General features: G+C 56.1%; 13 protein-coding genes. 3 read left to right on the top strand and 10 right to left on the bottom strand.

Annotated features, from left to right (window positions below; genetic code table 11):
• Positions 1–37: 37 nt before the first annotated feature.
• On the top strand, positions 38–469 hold the full coding sequence (locus tag ABTW00_RS00760) for a DUF805 domain-containing protein (RefSeq protein WP_064540928.1): 432 nt from the start codon (positions 38–40) through the stop codon (positions 467–469).
• Here ABTW00_RS00760 and fpr read toward each other — a convergent pair.
• From fpr to gmk, 7 genes are all read right to left on the bottom strand, one after another.
• Positions 460–1,206 carry a ferredoxin--NADP(+) reductase gene (gene fpr, locus ABTW00_RS00765; RefSeq protein ID WP_064540931.1) on the bottom strand — a complete coding sequence of 249 codons (747 nt, stop codon included), beginning with the start codon at positions 1,204–1,206 and terminating at the stop codon, positions 460–462. The genes ABTW00_RS00760 and fpr overlap by 10 nt on opposite strands.
• A 95-nt stretch (positions 1,207–1,301) precedes the next feature.
• Positions 1,302–2,312 (bottom strand): class II fructose-bisphosphatase, encoded by a 1,011-nt coding sequence (glpX, locus tag ABTW00_RS00770; protein ID WP_433638208.1) that lies wholly within the window; start codon positions 2,310–2,312, stop codon positions 1,302–1,304.
• 68 nt (positions 2,313–2,380) lie between these two features.
• Complete coding sequence (gene recG, locus ABTW00_RS00775; protein WP_433638210.1) at positions 2,381–4,462, bottom strand: ATP-dependent DNA helicase RecG; 2,082 nt, start codon at positions 4,460–4,462, stop codon at positions 2,381–2,383.
• A 5-nt stretch (positions 4,463–4,467) separates the two neighbouring features.
• On the bottom strand, positions 4,468–5,157 hold the full coding sequence (trmH, locus tag ABTW00_RS00780; protein WP_064540940.1) for a tRNA (guanosine(18)-2'-O)-methyltransferase TrmH: 690 nt from the start codon (positions 5,155–5,157) through the stop codon (positions 4,468–4,470).
• Between the two features lie 129 nt (positions 5,158–5,286).
• Complete coding sequence (gene spoT, locus ABTW00_RS00785) at positions 5,287–7,401, bottom strand: bifunctional GTP diphosphokinase/guanosine-3',5'-bis pyrophosphate 3'-pyrophosphohydrolase (RefSeq protein WP_064540943.1); 2,115 nt, start codon at positions 7,399–7,401, stop codon at positions 5,287–5,289.
• A gap of 18 nt (positions 7,402–7,419) precedes the next feature.
• Entirely contained in the window at positions 7,420–7,695 is a 276-nt protein-coding gene (gene rpoZ / locus ABTW00_RS00790; protein ID WP_000135058.1) for a DNA-directed RNA polymerase subunit omega, read from the bottom strand.
• A 53-nt stretch (positions 7,696–7,748) separates the two neighbouring features.
• Positions 7,749–8,372 (bottom strand): guanylate kinase, encoded by a 624-nt coding sequence (gmk, locus tag ABTW00_RS00795; RefSeq protein WP_064540946.1) that lies wholly within the window; start codon positions 8,370–8,372, stop codon positions 7,749–7,751.
• A 257-nt stretch (positions 8,373–8,629) separates the two neighbouring features.
• Between gmk and ligB the strand changes: the two genes are divergently transcribed.
• The gene (ligB, locus tag ABTW00_RS00800) at positions 8,630–10,306 is read left to right on the top strand and encodes an NAD-dependent DNA ligase LigB (RefSeq protein WP_433638214.1); all 1,677 of its coding nucleotides are present in this window, start codon (positions 8,630–8,632) and stop codon (positions 10,304–10,306) included.
• On the opposite strand, the gene ABTW00_RS00805 is transcribed toward ligB, so the two are convergent.
• The 3 genes from ABTW00_RS00805 to ABTW00_RS00815 all read right to left on the bottom strand — a co-directional run bounded on the left by ABTW00_RS00805 (position 10,303) and on the right by ABTW00_RS00815 (position 14,039).
• Positions 10,303–10,920 (bottom strand): trimeric intracellular cation channel family protein, encoded by a 618-nt coding sequence (locus ABTW00_RS00805; protein ID WP_064540952.1) that lies wholly within the window; start codon positions 10,918–10,920, stop codon positions 10,303–10,305. The genes ligB and ABTW00_RS00805 overlap by 4 nt on opposite strands.
• Before the next feature lie 235 nt (positions 10,921–11,155).
• Positions 11,156–12,889 carry a phosphoethanolamine transferase CptA gene (locus tag ABTW00_RS00810; RefSeq protein WP_433638216.1) on the bottom strand — a complete coding sequence of 578 codons (1,734 nt, stop codon included), beginning with the start codon at positions 12,887–12,889 and terminating at the stop codon, positions 11,156–11,158.
• A gap of 286 nt (positions 12,890–13,175) precedes the next feature.
• Positions 13,176–14,039, bottom strand: a complete 864-nt coding sequence (locus tag ABTW00_RS00815) for a YicC/YloC family endoribonuclease (protein WP_064540957.1) — start codon at positions 14,037–14,039, stop codon at positions 13,176–13,178.
• A gap of 250 nt (positions 14,040–14,289) precedes the next feature.
• Here ABTW00_RS00815 and rph point away from each other — a divergent pair, with 250 nt between their 5' ends.
• Positions 14,290–15,006 (top strand): ribonuclease PH, encoded by a 717-nt coding sequence (rph, locus tag ABTW00_RS00820; protein WP_064540993.1) that lies wholly within the window; start codon positions 14,290–14,292, stop codon positions 15,004–15,006.
• Positions 15,007–15,042: the final 36 nt, after the last annotated feature.

Below are 15,042 nucleotides of genomic sequence, written 5' to 3' on the forward strand. Positions count from 1 at the left end.
GGTAAACTACGCGGCACAACGACAAAGGAAAGGGTACATGACTCTACAGCAATGGTTATTTTCCATTAAAGGGCGCATTGGACGCCGTGACTTCTGGATCTGGATTGCCATCTGGGCCGTGACGATGGTCGCGCTGTTCAGCCTTGCGGGCGGCGGGCTCGTCGACTTACAAACGGCGGCATTTATGTTGGTGTGTCTGCTATGGCCAACGGCAGCAGTGACCATTAAGCGTCTGCATGACCGGGGTAAATCTGGCCTCTGGGCGTTGCTGATGGTGCTGGCGTGGATGCTGCTGGCGGGCAACTGGTCCATGCTGCCCGGCGTATGGCAGTGGGGCGTTGGGCGTTTTGTTCCGACGCTGATTATCGTCATGATGCTGATCGACCTGGGCGCGTTTGTCGGCACCCAGGGCGAAAACAAATACGGTAAAGATACCCAGGCCGTGAAGTACCGCGCCGATCACCAGTAGTGTTCGGCGGTCATGTGGCCCGGACGACGGCGCAGGTGTTTGGTCATCTGCCGGGTCTCTTTCAACAACTGCTGGGTGTCGCGCACCATCTGCGGGTTGCCGCACAGCATGATATGGCTGGTTTCCGCGTTGAGCGGTAACCCTACCGAGGCTTCCAGCGCGCCGCCTTCAATCAGTGGCGGAATGCGCCCATTCAGCATCCCCGGTACGTTTTCCCGGCTGACAACGGTCTGAATACGCAGCTTGCCGTTATAACGTGCGGCTAATGACTGCATTTGCGGCAGATAGCTTAAATCGGCGGCGTAACGCGCGGCATGTACCAGCACCAGATTTTTAAAGCGATCGAGATCTTTGCCTTCTTCCAGAATCGACAGGTACGGGCCAATTGCCGTGCCGGTTGCCACCATCCACAACGTCTCGCAGTCAGGGATTTCATCCAGCACAAAGAAGCCGGCTGCCTCGCTGACGATTTGGACATCATCACCCGGTTTTAGCGCCGCGAGCCGTGGGCTGAGCTTGCCCTCCGGAACGGTCACCAGATAGAACTCGAGGTCGGGATTGCTGGGGGCGTTAACGTAAGAGTAGGCGCGCTGTACTCGCTCACCGTCGATATCCAGCCCCAGCTTGGCGAACTGCCCGGCGGTAAACGGATGAACCGGCGCGTGGACGGTAAGGCTAAACAGTGCATCGGTCCAGTTCTGCACTTTGACTACTTTGCCTGTAACCCAGTCTGCCATGGCGTATCTCCTCTCATTCGCGTTATCTTATCTTCACCGCGACGAGAAAAGATTTCCAGCCCGAAAGGGCTGGAAAGCTCGATTGATCAAATGATTTAAAGAATGTGGCGCTGGATTTCAGCGTCTTTGCGATCGAGGTAGTGAATAGACTGAATGCGGCGAATGGTGCGTGATTTACCGCGGATCAGCAGCGTCTCGGTGGTGGCGATATTTCCTTTACGGGTAATACCGTCGAGCAGATCGCCTTTGGTGATGCCGGTGGCGGAGAAGATAACGTTATCGCTGCGCGCCATGTCGTCCAGCGTCAGCACGATACCCGCTTCAATGCCCATCGCCTTGCAGCGTTCCAGCTCATTTTCACCGATACGACGGTTCTCTTCGCTATCGCCCTTCACGTGATGACGGGCCAACAGACGGCCATGCATATCGCCATCCAGCGCGCGAATCACCGCCGCGGAGACCACCCCTTCCGGCGCACCGCCGATGCCGTACATCACGTCGACTTCGCTATCCGGCATGCAGGTCAGGATAGAGGCGGCAACGTCGCCGTCGGGAATCGCAAATACGCGCACGCCCAGCTTTTGCAGCTCGACAATCACCTGGTCGTGACGCGGCTTGGCAAGAATGGTGACGGTTAATTCGGAAAGCGGCTTGTCCAGCGCGCGGGCAATGTTGCGCAGGTTTTCTTCCAGCGGTTTGTTGAGGTCGATGGAACCTTTGGCGCCTGGGCCGACAATCAGTTTTTCCATATACATATCAGGAGCGTTGAGGAAGCAGCCTTTGTCGCCAACGGCCAGCACTGCCAGGGCGTTTGCCTGGCCCATCGCCGTCATGCGGGTGCCTTCAATCGGGTCGACGGCGATATCCACCGCGTCGCCGTTACCGGTGCCGACGGACTCACCGATGTAGAGCATTGGCGCTTCATCGATTTCGCCTTCGCCAATGACGATGGTGCCGTCAATGTTGACCTTGTTGAGCATAATACGCATGGCATTGACCGCTGCGCCGTCGGCGGTGTTCTTATCGCCACGGCCCAGCCATTTGTAGCCTGCCAGCGCCGCCGCTTCGGTGACGCGCGAAAATTCGATTGCCAGTTCTCGTCTCATTACAAACTCGTCCAGGGAAGTAAAATTGTGCGAAGTTTAGCACAGCCCTTTTCGGGCTGTGGGTATGGCTACGCGTTGGAATAACGTTCGGTTTCCGGCATCCAGCGCTCGATCAGCGCATTGGCCTGCTGCGGGTAACGGTCATGAATATGGCGCGCCAGGCGCTGAACTTCTGGGATCATTGCCTGATCGCGCAGCAGGTCGGCGACTTTAAATTCGGCGTTGCCGGTCTGGCGAGTACCGAGCAGTTCGCCGGGGCCGCGAATCTCGAGATCTTTCTGAGCAATCACGAAGCCGTCGTTGCTGTCGCGCAGCACCTGCAGGCGCATCTGCGCGGTTTTCGACAGCGGCGCTTTGTACAGCAGCACGCAGTGTGAGGCCACCGCGCCACGGCCTACGCGGCCTCTGAGCTGATGCAGTTGCGCCAGCCCCAGACGCTCCGGGTTTTCGATAATCATCAGGCTGGCATTGGGCACATCGACGCCGACTTCAATCACCGTGGTGGCAATCAGCAAATGCAGTTCGCCCTGTTTGAACGCCTGCATAACGGCTTGTTTCTCAGCAGGCTTCATGCGGCCATGTACGAGGCCGATATTCAGTTCCGGCAGCGCCAGCTTCAGCTCTTCGCAGGTAGCTTCCGCCGCCTGCGCTTCCAGCAAGTCTGATTCTTCAATCAGCGTACAGACCCAGTAGGCCTGGCGGCCTTCGGTGGTGCAGGCGTTGCGCACGCGGTCGATGATCTCATGGCGACGGGTATCGGGGATCGCTACCGTTGTCACCGGGGTGCGGCCCGGCGGCAGTTCGTCAATCACCGAGGTATCCAGGTCGGCATAGGCGGTCATCGCCAGGGTGCGGGGGATTGGGGTGGCTGTCATGATCAGCTGATGCGGGTGGAAGCCCTGCTGCTGGCCTTTTTCCCACAGCGCCAGTCGTTGATGCACGCCGAAGCGGTGCTGTTCGTCGATGATCACCAGCGCCAGCCCGTTAAACTGCACCTGTTCCTGGAAGATCGCGTGGGTACCGACAATCATCTGCACCTGACCGCTGGCAATGGCCTCCTGCTGCGCCTGACGGGCTTTGCCTTTCTGCTTACCGGCTAACCAGCCGACTTCAACGCCCAGCGGCTCAAACCAGCTGCGGAAGTTGTTGGCGTGCTGTTCGGCGAGCAGTTCGGTTGGCGCCATCAGCGCCACCTGCTTGCCATGGGCGATGGCGCGAAGCGCAGCCAGTGCGGCAACCAGCGTTTTCCCGGAGCCAACATCGCCCTGTACCAGACGCATCATCGGCACATCCAGCGCCATATCGTGTTCAATTTCCGCGGTAACGCGCGCCTGTGCTCCGGTGGGCTTAAACGGCAGCGCCGCCAGCAGCTTATCTTTCAGCGCATCGTTGGCGCTGAGCGGCTGGGCGTGGAAACGCTGTGCGCCCGCGCGCAGGGCCAGCATACTCAGGTTGTGCGCCAGCAGCTCTTCAAGGATTAGGCGCTGCTGCGCCGGGTGCTTACCGGTTTCTAAATCGGCAAGCTGCAGCGTCGGCGGCGGGCGATGCAGCGTACGCAGCGCTTCCGGCAGGCTCATCATTCCCTGTGCCAGCTCTGGCGGCAGCAGTTCGCTGATGGCGCAGGTATCAAGTAAATCCAGCGCCTGGTCGGTGAGTTTGCGTAACGTGGCCTGTTTAATGCCTTCGGTGGTGGGGTAGACCGGCGTTAAGGTCTCCTGCAAATCCGGTGTGCTGAGGTCACCCTGTACGCGGTATTCCGGGTGGATCATCTCCGCACCGTACTTGCCGCGTTTAGCTTCGCCATAGGCCAGCACCCGCCGCCCGGTGGCGAGGCTGTTTTTCATCGCCGCGTTGAAGTTGAAAAAGCGCATCGTCAGGATGCCGGTGCCGTCGCTAATCTGGCAGGTCATCATCCGGCGGCCGCCGAAGGTGATATTGCAGTTCAGGACTTCGCCTTCCACGGTCACGTAGATGCCGGGAAGCAGTTCACCAATGGGATAAAGTTGGGTGCGGTCTTCGTAGCGCAGCGGCAGGTGCAGAAGTAGATCCTGCACCGTGTGCAGACCAATTTTTGCCAGCCGGCTGCTCTGCGCGGCGCCTACGCCGGTCAACGTGTTGAGCGGAACGGCATCCAGCAGACGGCTTTGCATAACAGTTACTCCGAGGCCTGCATAGTGGACCACCACGCGGCATCGGCTTCAATTTCGCCCTGCTCGTTGACGTGGGGATAAGGAAGCCCTTTGCGTTTAGCGACGTTTGCCAGCACCGGGTAGCCGCCTTCAAACAACAGACGCTGCTGTTCTTCGTCCGGTAGCATACTGTTTTCCCGACGATACATGCCGGCGTTCTGCCGCTGGCGCTGCGCTTCGTAGAGAATCAAGGCTGAGGCGACGGAGACGTTGAGCGACTGCACCATGCCAATCATCGGGATGATGATGTCCCGATCCGCGAGGGCTAATGCTTCCTGGGTGATACCGGTTTTTTCCTGGCCCATCAGGATACAGGTCGGGCGGGTATAATCGATTTCACGGAAGTCGACGGCTTTGTCGGACAGATGTGTCGCCAGAATCTGCATGCCCTGGCTTTTCAGATGGCCTACCGCGTCACCGATGGTCCGGTGGGTCTTTACCTGCACCCAACTGTTGCTGCCCGCTGCCGCCGAGGCCATCGTGCGCATGCGGTTACCCGGCCACACAGCGTGAACTTCGTGAACGCCTACAGCATCGGCGGTGCGAACGATCGCCGAAACATTATGAGGTTTGTGGACCTCTTCCATGCAGACCGTCAGGTCAGGCTGACGCCTGGCGAGCATCTCACGGATACGCGCATAACGCTGTAAGTTCATTTACACTTCATCCTTCCAATTGCCTCGGCGTTGGCCGCACTCATTCACCCCAGTCACGTACTGTTGTACGCTCCTGGGGACTCATTCGCTTGCCTCCTTGATGCAATTCGAATGATTTTGTGTAAAAAGCTAGTTTCGGTTACGGGTGACTTTGATGACGTCCGGCATCACGCGGATTTTGCGCATGATATTCGCAAGATGCACGCGGTCGCGGGCGGTCAGGCGGATAAAGGCGCTATATACGCGGCCGTCTTTCTCTTCCGTATTCAGGCTTTGAATATTGGACGTCGCGGTATTGATGGCTGCCGTCAGGTTGGCCAGCGCCCCCTGATGGTTGAACATATCAACCTTAATCTCGGTGATAAATTCCTGCGCCGTTTCTTTGTCCCACTCAACCGCCATGAACTTCTCAGGTTCTTTCTGATAGCCGCGAATGTTGCGGCAGGATTCATGGTGGATAACCAGCCCTTTACCCGGGCTGACGTGGGCGATGATCGGGTCGCCAGGGATTGGACGACAGCATTTCGCGAAGGTGATCAGTACGCCGTCTGCGCCTTTAATCGGCAGATGGGTATGCCCGGAGGCACCCGGTGCAGACGGGATAGCTTCGCCCTGCTGGAGGTTTTTCGCCACCACCACGCTCATGGCGTTGCCGAGGCCAATTTCGGCCAGCAGATCGTCAAGGGTGGCAAGACGCATACGGTCAAGTTCGCGCTGAACATGATCCGGCGGGATTTCCGCGAGCTTGCGGCTACCGCCCAGCGCGTGGTTCAGCAGACGGCGACCCAGGCTGACGGAGTCGTCGCGCTTGAGGTTTTTCAGCATCTGGCGAATTTTTGCGCGCGCTTTCGAACTGACGACAAAGTTGAGCCATGCGGCGTTCGGGCGTGCGCCCGGCGCGGTGATGATTTCTACCGTCTGGCCGCTGGAGAGCGGCTGCGACAGCGGGTAAGGCTGCCTGTCGACGCGCGCGCCGACGCAGGCATGACCGATGTCGGTATGCACGGCGTAGGCGAAGTCCACCGGCGTCGCGCCAGCGGGCAGTTCGACGATGCGGCCTTCCGGGGTGAAAACGTAAATCTCATCCGGGAAGAGATCGGATTTAACGCTCTCGATAAATTCAAACGAACTACCGGCGCTCTGCTGCAGTTCCAGCAGGCTTTGCATCCAGCGTTGGGCGCGGATTTGTGCGGTAGTACTGCTTTCGCCACCGTGCTCTTTGTAAGCCCAGTGTGCGGCAACACCCATCTCTGCCATTTGATCCATATCTTCGGTACGGATCTGGACTTCGACCGGGACACCGTGTGGCCCAATCATCGAGGTGTGCAGGGACTGATATCCGTTGGCCTTTGGAATCGCGATGTAGTCTTTTACGCGACCCGGGCGCGGCTTGTACAGGCTGTGCATCTGGCCCAGTACGCGGTAGCAGGTATCCAGATCGTGGACAATAACGCGGAAGGCGTAGATATCCATGATCGAGTGAAAACGCTGCTCTTTCAGCACCATTTTGCAGTAGATAGAGTACAGATGTTTCTCGCGGCCGCTGACGCGACACGGAATTCCCGCTTCCTGCAAACGCCCTTCAATTTCAGAAAGAATCTTCTGAATCATCTCTTTACGGTTACCGCGCGCGGCTTTCACCACCTCTTTAATGACGCGATAGCGGTTAGGGTACAGCGCTTCAAAGCCCAGCTCTTCGAGCTCGGTCTTGATGTGATGGATACCTAAACGGTGCGCCAGCGGGCTGTAAATTTCGAGCGTTTCACGGGCGATGCGGCGACGTTTGTCCGGGCGTAATGAGCCCAGCGTGCGCATGTTGTGGGTGCGGTCGGCAAGCTTGATGAGGATGACGCGGATATCCTGCACCATCGCCATAATCATTTTGCGAAAGTTTTCGGCCTGCGCCTCTTTCTTATCGCGGAACTTGAGTTTATCAAGTTTAGAGACCCCCTCTACCAGTTCAGCAACGCTTTTGCCAAAGAGCTGCTCCATGTCCTGGTAGGTGGCAGGGGTATCCTCAATCACGTCATGCAGCAGGGCGGCCATCAGCGTTTCATAGTCGAGTTTCATCTCGGCCAGAATGCAGGCTACCGCTACCGGGTGCGTGATATAGGGTTCACCGCTTGAACGTGTTTGCCCCTCGTGAGCGTCACGTGCAACGAGATAGGCCTGCCGAAGACGCTTAATCTGGTCTTCCGGCAGGTAATTTTGAATCAGCTGATTCAGGCTCTCAAACAGATACAAGGGCGACCCGCTATCTAATTAACGACGACCTTCAGCAATAGCGGTAACAGCTTGTAATTCAGCGGCTTCCTGCTCTTGCTGTTCCTGGCGCTCGCGCACGTCGAGGATCTGGTTGTTGATCAGACCTTCTTCGATTTCGCGCAGCGCGATCACGGTGGTTTTATCGTTTTCTTCCGGTACCAGCGGATCCTTGCCGCCTACCTGCATCTGACGAGCGCGACGCGCGGCGACCAGTACCAGGTCAAAACGGTTACCAATTTTCTCTACAGCGTCCTGAACAGTTACGCGTGCCATACTTTAATGCTCCACAGGTGAAGAAATGACTGGGCATGATACTGAAAGTGGGTTCAGTCTGCCAATAATTTGCTGATTAAAGCGTCATGTCGCTGCTTTTGGCGGCTCATACGCAGACGTTCAGCGCGGAGGATGGTCTTAAAATCACTCAGCGCGGTATCGAAATCATCATTGACGATAAGGTAATCATATTCCGCGTAATGACTCATTTCTGCAACTGCCTGAGCCATTCGTTTAGCGATGACTTCCTCGCTGTCCTGGCCACGGCCACGCAGGCGGCGGTCCAGTTCAATTTTAGACGGCGGCAGAATGAAGATGCTGCGCGCGCCCGGCATGCTTTTACGGATTTGCTGTGCGCCCTGCCAGTCGATGTCCAGGAAGACATCAACGCCGGTCGCCAGGACCTGCTCGATAGCCTGACGCGAGGTGCCGTAATAGTTGCCAAAGACTTCAGCGTGTTCCAGAAACGCACCTTCGCCAATCATCGAACGGAATTCGTCGTGATTCACGAAGAAATAGTGTTCACCGTGCACTTCACCCGGACGCGGCGAGCGCGTGGTATGTGAAACAGAGACCTGGGAGTCGTACAACGGTTGGGTTTTTAATAAAGCCTGAATCAGGCTGGATTTACCCGCGCCACTAGGGGCGGAAACAATATAGAGCGTGCCTTGAGCCATGAGTGTCTTTTGTATGTGATGATCGAAAGAGAACTTACATACGAGCCTATTATACACGGCGGCGCTGCGCGACGTAGCCTTTGTCACACTTTTTGCGCCAGTTTCTTTCATTTTGCGAGTCGCTTTCCTGAATTATCCCCATGTTGCTGCAACGAATGCGTTTTCCCTGAAGCCTGCTCGGGAAACGATACGATCGCCCTCGCGTGCAGAAAACGGCTGCATTACAAACAGAGCCAGCGTACTGACGGGGAAAGCATATGAAGGCATGGATGATGGGGCTGGGGTGGCTGCTGGCTATGCAGGCGCAAGCCAGCTGTCCAGTCTGGTCTGCCGCGCGGGCCGAGCAAGAGATTGCGCAGCTACAGGGGCAAATAGCAAAGTGGAACGCCGATTACTGGCGACAAGGCGTCAGCGGGGTGAGCGACGGCGTCTATGACCAACTCACTGCTCGGCTTACACGGTGGCAGCATTGTTTTGGTGCGAAATCAGTAGAGAGCACGAGTTTGCCGCCGTTACACGACGCGCTTAAGCATCCTGTCGCCCATACCGGAGTGCGAAAACTGGCGGATGCACGGGCTGTGGGGCAGTGGATGCAAGACAAAGGTGAGCTATGGGTGCAGCCAAAAGTCGATGGCGTTGCGGTAACGCTGGTTTATCGCCACGGGCAATTTTATCAGGCGATTAGCCGAGGGGATGGCCTGGTGGGGGAAGACTGGACGGATAAAGTCAGGCAGATACCGTCGTTGCCGAAGGCGGTACAGGGTGCTCTGGCAAACAGCGTTTTACAAGGTGAGATCTTTTTACGCGCAGAGGGGCATGTGCAGCGCAAAATGGGCGGCATGAACGCCCGTGCAAAGGTGGCGGGTATGTTAATGCGGCGAGGTGAACGCGAGCCGCTATCGGCATTGTCGCTGTTTATCTGGGCATGGCCGGATGGTCCGGCGGCGATGTCTGAACGGCTGGCGCAGCTGTCTGCGGCTGGATTTGAGCTTGCCCAGCATTATTCTCATCGGGTTTCCCGCGTTCAGGAGGTGGCGAACTGGCGCGAACGCTGGTTAACCACGCCCTTACCGTTTGCGACCGATGGCATTGTGATTCGGGAAGCGAAAGAACCCGCGGGCGCGTACTGGCTGCCGAAGCAGGGAACCTGGGTGGCTGCATGGAAATACGAGCCGGTGGCACAGGTCGCGCAGGTGAACGGTATTCACTTCTCGATAGGGCGTAGCGGCAAGGTCTCGGTTGTCGCAGAGCTTGAGCCGGTAAAGCTGGATGACAAGCAGGTCAGGCGGGTTAATGTGGGGTCCGTTGCGCGCTGGCGGCGTCTGGATTTCACCGTGGGCGATCAACTGCTGGTGAGCCTGGCAGGCCAGGGGATTCCCCGGCTGGATAGCGTTATCTGGCGCGGGCTGGATCGAACAAAACCTAATCCTCCGGTGGGAGAATACCATTCGCTAACCTGCTTTTTTCTGACGGATGGCTGTCGGGCACAGTTCTTATCTCGCCTGAACTGGCTGTCTTCACCGCAGGTTTTTAATCTGGAAGGTTTGGGAGAAGCAGGCTGGAACAGGCTGATGATGGCGTTACCGTTCGACCACCTTTTTTCCTGGCTTGAACTGCGGGCGGCCCAGCTAAAAGAGATACCGGGAATCGCGCCAGAACGCGCCGAACAGCTATGGCACCGTTTTGAGATGACGCGTCGCCAGCCTTTTCGGCTGTGGGTCAAGGCGCTGGGGACGCCGTTGCCCGAAGCCACGCTCAAGGCATCCGGCGATACCTCATGGCAACAGATTTCAGCGCGAGATGAGCTGGCCTGGCAAAGGCTACCGGGGATTGGGCCGGAGAGGGCCCACCGCCTGGTGATCTTTCTCCACCACCCCACGATCGTTGCGCTTGCCGACAAGCTACATACGCTGGGCGTGGCGGGATTTGATTAGTGTGTTTCGTGACGGTAGTGAAATACCGGTAGACCGAGCCGCAATCTCAGCGCCAGCATGCGGGCGGTAAAGCCGAACAGCAGCGTTGAAATCACCACCACATCGTGATTGCTGACGTAGTGCTGTAGCGCGACGTAAAGCACGGCGGCGGCAAAAGAGATGCCGGCGTAAAGTTCTTTCTGGAATACCAGCGGAATGCGCTTGCAGAACATGTCGCGCAACACGCCGCCAAAGACACCGGTAATCACCGCAGCAATGACGGCGATGATCGGGCCTTCACCCATATCCAGTGCAATCTGTGCGCCGATGATAGAGAAAACGATAAGCCCTACGGCGTCCAGCACCAGAAACAGGCGGCGCAGATACGGCATTACCGGCGCGACAATGGTCGTCAGCACTGCCGCAACGGCAACGGTGATGATGTATTCCGGATGCTGTACCCAGCCTAACGGATAGTGGCCAAGCAACATATCGCGTACGGAACCGCCGCCCAGTGCGGTGGCGGTGGCGATAATAATCACGCCAAAGGTATCCATGCGGCGACGCCCGGCGGCCAGCGCGCCAGTCATGGCTTCAGCGGTAATGCCAATCAGGTAGAGGATGTGCAGTAACATGTTTGCTCCCGGAATGAATGGCAGAAGGGTAGCGATTTGTGCGTGGGATCACGATTGAGATTTTCTAAGGAGAGTGGATTTTAATTACTAAAACTAATTTTAATTGCTGTGCTTATCGCAGTGATATTGGGATGTGTTGATTTTTATGATTAATTAACGCATTAAGAAATCTAATTAAAAACTTATGCTAACAGCCTAAAACGGCCACTTCATGATGAAGTGGCCGGAAGATCGCTTACTGATTACCCGTTAGCTCGCCGTACGGCAGCGTATCGTAATCTCTCAGTGATTTCTTGTTGTACGGGTTGCCAATCCAGCGCGTACTTTCCTCAAACTGAGGGTTGGTCAGCGCACGCGTTGGGTCGAAACCGTCATAGCTCAAGCCTGCCAAATCTGACCAGGTATGAATAAGCTCGGAACTGCTGTATTTGCGGTTCACGTCCTGCGAGAAATCGCGCGGATGCGCCTCATGCCACTTCTCCGAGGTCCACAGCAGGAACGGGATGGTGTACATGTGACGCGTCGGTTCTTGCTCATTACGCCCCTGAGTCTGATGCGGCGGCGTATCGTAGACTTCTTCCCCATGGTCAGAGAAGTACAGCAAGAAGCCGTTAGGATCCGTCGCCTTGTAGTCTTTAATCAGCGTAGAAACGATATAGTCGTTATACAGGTTGGCGTTGTCATAGTTGTTGTACGTGTCCTGCTGATCCTTACTTAAACCAGCCGGCATGCTGTCGGTTTTACCGGAGAATTTGTTCCAGTTCTCAGGATAGCGGTACTGGTAGTTAATATGCGTACCCAGCAGGTGAACGATAATGAACTTTTTCGGCGCAGGATCGGCCAGCACCTGCTTAAACGGTGCCAGCACGTTGGCATCGTATTCGCGGGCGCTTTGGGTGCGCTGCTGGTTCATGTAGAACTGCTGGTCGGTCTGCTTCGAGAACACCGTCAACATCGTGTTGCGCGACGTCATCGTCTGCTGGTTGGTTATCCAGAAGGTTTTATAACCCGCCTGCTTCATCAGGTTCATTAGCGAGGGTTTGGTCAGATACAGGTCCGGGTTCTGCTCATTCGCGAAGGTCAGCGCCTGCTGCAGAATCTCAATGGTGTAGGGACGAGACGTAACCACATCATTGAATACGGTAAAGTTAGGATCGGACTTACGCAGCGCATCCAGTTCTGGCGTGGTTTCACGTGGATAGCCGTACAGGCTCATATGCCCACGCTGCGTTGACTCACCGATAACCAGCACCAGTGTACGCGGCGCATTACCGGTGCTGTCTTTTAAATTCGCCAGCGGCGGCAGAGCGTGGTTGTCGTTGAGCAGTCGCGTCAGGCTATTGAGCTGATGACGATACTGGTAGTAGCCGGTAATGAACTGCCATGGTGCGGCAGGAGCAAGGCGGGTTGATACGCCATCCAGCACATCGGCAACCGGTTTGTCCTTCATCACTACCCCAGTGACGATCGGATGCAGGATCAGCCCGTACAGCAGGGCGAATGATACCAGCCAGCGCCAGGGCGTTGGGATATACACAGGACGCAGACGTGTCCACAGGAGGATAGCGATCGCCGTATAGACCAGCGCGACCAGCACTATTTTGAGGCTAAAGTACTGGCTGAAGAACTCGCCCGCTTCGTTGGTGTTGGTTTCGAACATCACGAATAGAACGCTTTGCGAGAACTCTTGCCCGTAAATTACGTAATAGCTAATTGCCGCGAGCGAGGCAGCCCAGAGAATGATGCCAATTAAGGCGCCGATAATGCGGGTTTTCCGGGGAAAGAGAAATACGGGCACCAGCCATAACAGGCTAAAGAGAATGGAATCTCTTAGGCCAGTCGAGCCGCTGTAACCTGTGGCATAGATAACAATCTGCAATGCTGTTGAAAAGAAGCAAAAATACAATACGGCCCAGCCAAGGGCTTTCCAGCTGAAGGCTGGCGTACTCAGAGTAGTCGTGAATTGCATGTGATTAACTTTATTTACGGTGAAGGCGGCCAGTCTAGCTACCAATGCTTAAGATATAATTAGATCGATATCAGGGCGTAAAAACAGATAGGCCTATTATCTGCAGGGATAAAAGGATGGCGTGAAATATCTGAGCAATAACGTTCTGAAATACCGTATCTCTTCCATAATCACCCTTTCATGAAGGGGTGGCTCATCATGCAGCGATACGGCAGAAAAATAAACTACCTGAATTAAAAATGCCCGCAGCATGGCGGGCATTGATTTTTAATATAACGCTTTGGTGTTACTCGATATTTTGAATCTGCTCGCGCATCTGTTCAATGAGAACCTTCAGCTCGATAGCGGAATTTGTGACGTCGGCATTAATTGACTTCGATGCCAGGGTATTCGACTCACGGTTGAATTCCTGCATCATGAAGTCCAGGCGGCGGCCAACGGCCTCTTTTTTCTTCAGGATGTTATAGGTCTCTTTGACGTGGGCTTCCAGGCGATCCAGCTCTTCGGCCACATCAATACGCTGGGCCATCAACACCAGTTCCTGCTCCAGGCGGTTGTTTTCCAACTGCACTTCCGCGTCTTCCAGCTTCGCCACCAGGCGATCGCGCTGCCACTGCAGAATTTCCGGCATATGGGCACGTACTTTGGTCACTTCGCTGCTAACACCTTCCAGGCGTTGTTCAATCAGCGCTTTCAGCGCCTGACCTTCGGTTTCGCGAGCGACGATGAAGTCGTCCAGCGTACCGTCCAGCGCATTCAGGATCTCGGCGGCGATAGCGTCCAGATCCTGCTCTTGTGCCGCCATCACGCCCGGCCAGCGCAGAATATCGACCGGGTTAATTTCCCCTTCGTCGCTCTGCATTTTGACCCAGTTCGCGGCGTTAACCAGCTGCTTTGCCAGGTTTTCGTTAAGAATAAGTTCGCCTTGCGCACTGGCATCCGGCTCAAAACGCAGAGTGCACTCTACTTTCCCGCGCGTTAAGCGGGTACGTAGACGTTCACGAACAACGGGTTCGAGGCTGCGGAACTGCTCCGGCAGACGGAAATAGGTTTCGAGATAACGCTGGTTAACAGAGCGCAGTTCCCAGGCGGCGCTGCCCCAACTGCCCTTAATTTCGCGGCGGGCATAGGCGGTCATGCTGCGGATCATAGACGTTCCTGTTTTTAAAGGAGAGATGGGGGGATTATAGCCCTCGGGGGCTTATGAGGATAGGAATAAGCACCGTTAATCCGTATAACACTTCATCCTTCAAGCTGTCTCTGTGTTGGCTGCCGTCGCTTACCCCAGTCAGGTACTTATGTACGCTCCTGGGGATGCGCGCCTTTGTCGCCTTGATACAGCTGGAATGATTTTGTGTATAATGCGCAGCCACATTCGTTTCAAGCCGGAGATTTCTATCATGCGTCCAGCAGGTCGTAGTGCCAACCAGGTGCGTCCCGTCACCCTGACCCGTAATTATACAAAACACGCAGAAGGCTCCGTGCTGGTCGAATTTGGCGATACTAAAGTGCTCTGCACCGCCTCTATTGATGAAGGCGTGCCGCGTTTTCTGAAAGGTCAGGGTCAGGGCTGGATCACCGCTGAGTACGGCATGCTGCCGCGTGCTACCCATACCCGTAACGCCCGTGAAGCGGCGAAGGGCAAACAGGGCGGTCGTACTATGGAGATTCAGCGTCTGATTGCTCGCGCGCTGCGTGCAGCGGTAGATCTGAAAGCGCTCGGCGAGTTCACTATCACGCTGGACTGTGACGTTATCCAGGCCGATGGCGGCACGCGTACCGCGTCTATTACCGGTGCCTGTGTGGCGCTGGCCGATGCGCTGGGCAAACTGGTTGCCGCAGGTAAGCTGAAAACCAACCCGATGAAAGGGATGGTCGCCGCGGTTTCCGTCGGTATTGTCAACGGTGAAGCGCTGTGCGACCTGGAGTACGTTGAAGACTCGGCGGCGGAAACCGACATGAACGTGGTGATGACCGAAGACGGTCGCATCATTGAGGTTCAGGGCACGGCGGAAGGCGAGCCGTTCACCCACGAAGAGTTACTCACCCTGCTGGCGCTAGCCCGAGGGGGAATCGAATCTATTGTAGCGACGCAGAAGGCGGCGTTAGAAAACTGATTTTTAAGGGCGACGTGGTCGCCCTTTTTTTTGTCC

Origin of the sequence: Kluyvera georgiana, from assembly GCF_050990895.1 — a bacterium.
GTDB lineage: Bacteria > Pseudomonadota > Gammaproteobacteria > Enterobacterales > Enterobacteriaceae > Kluyvera > Kluyvera georgiana.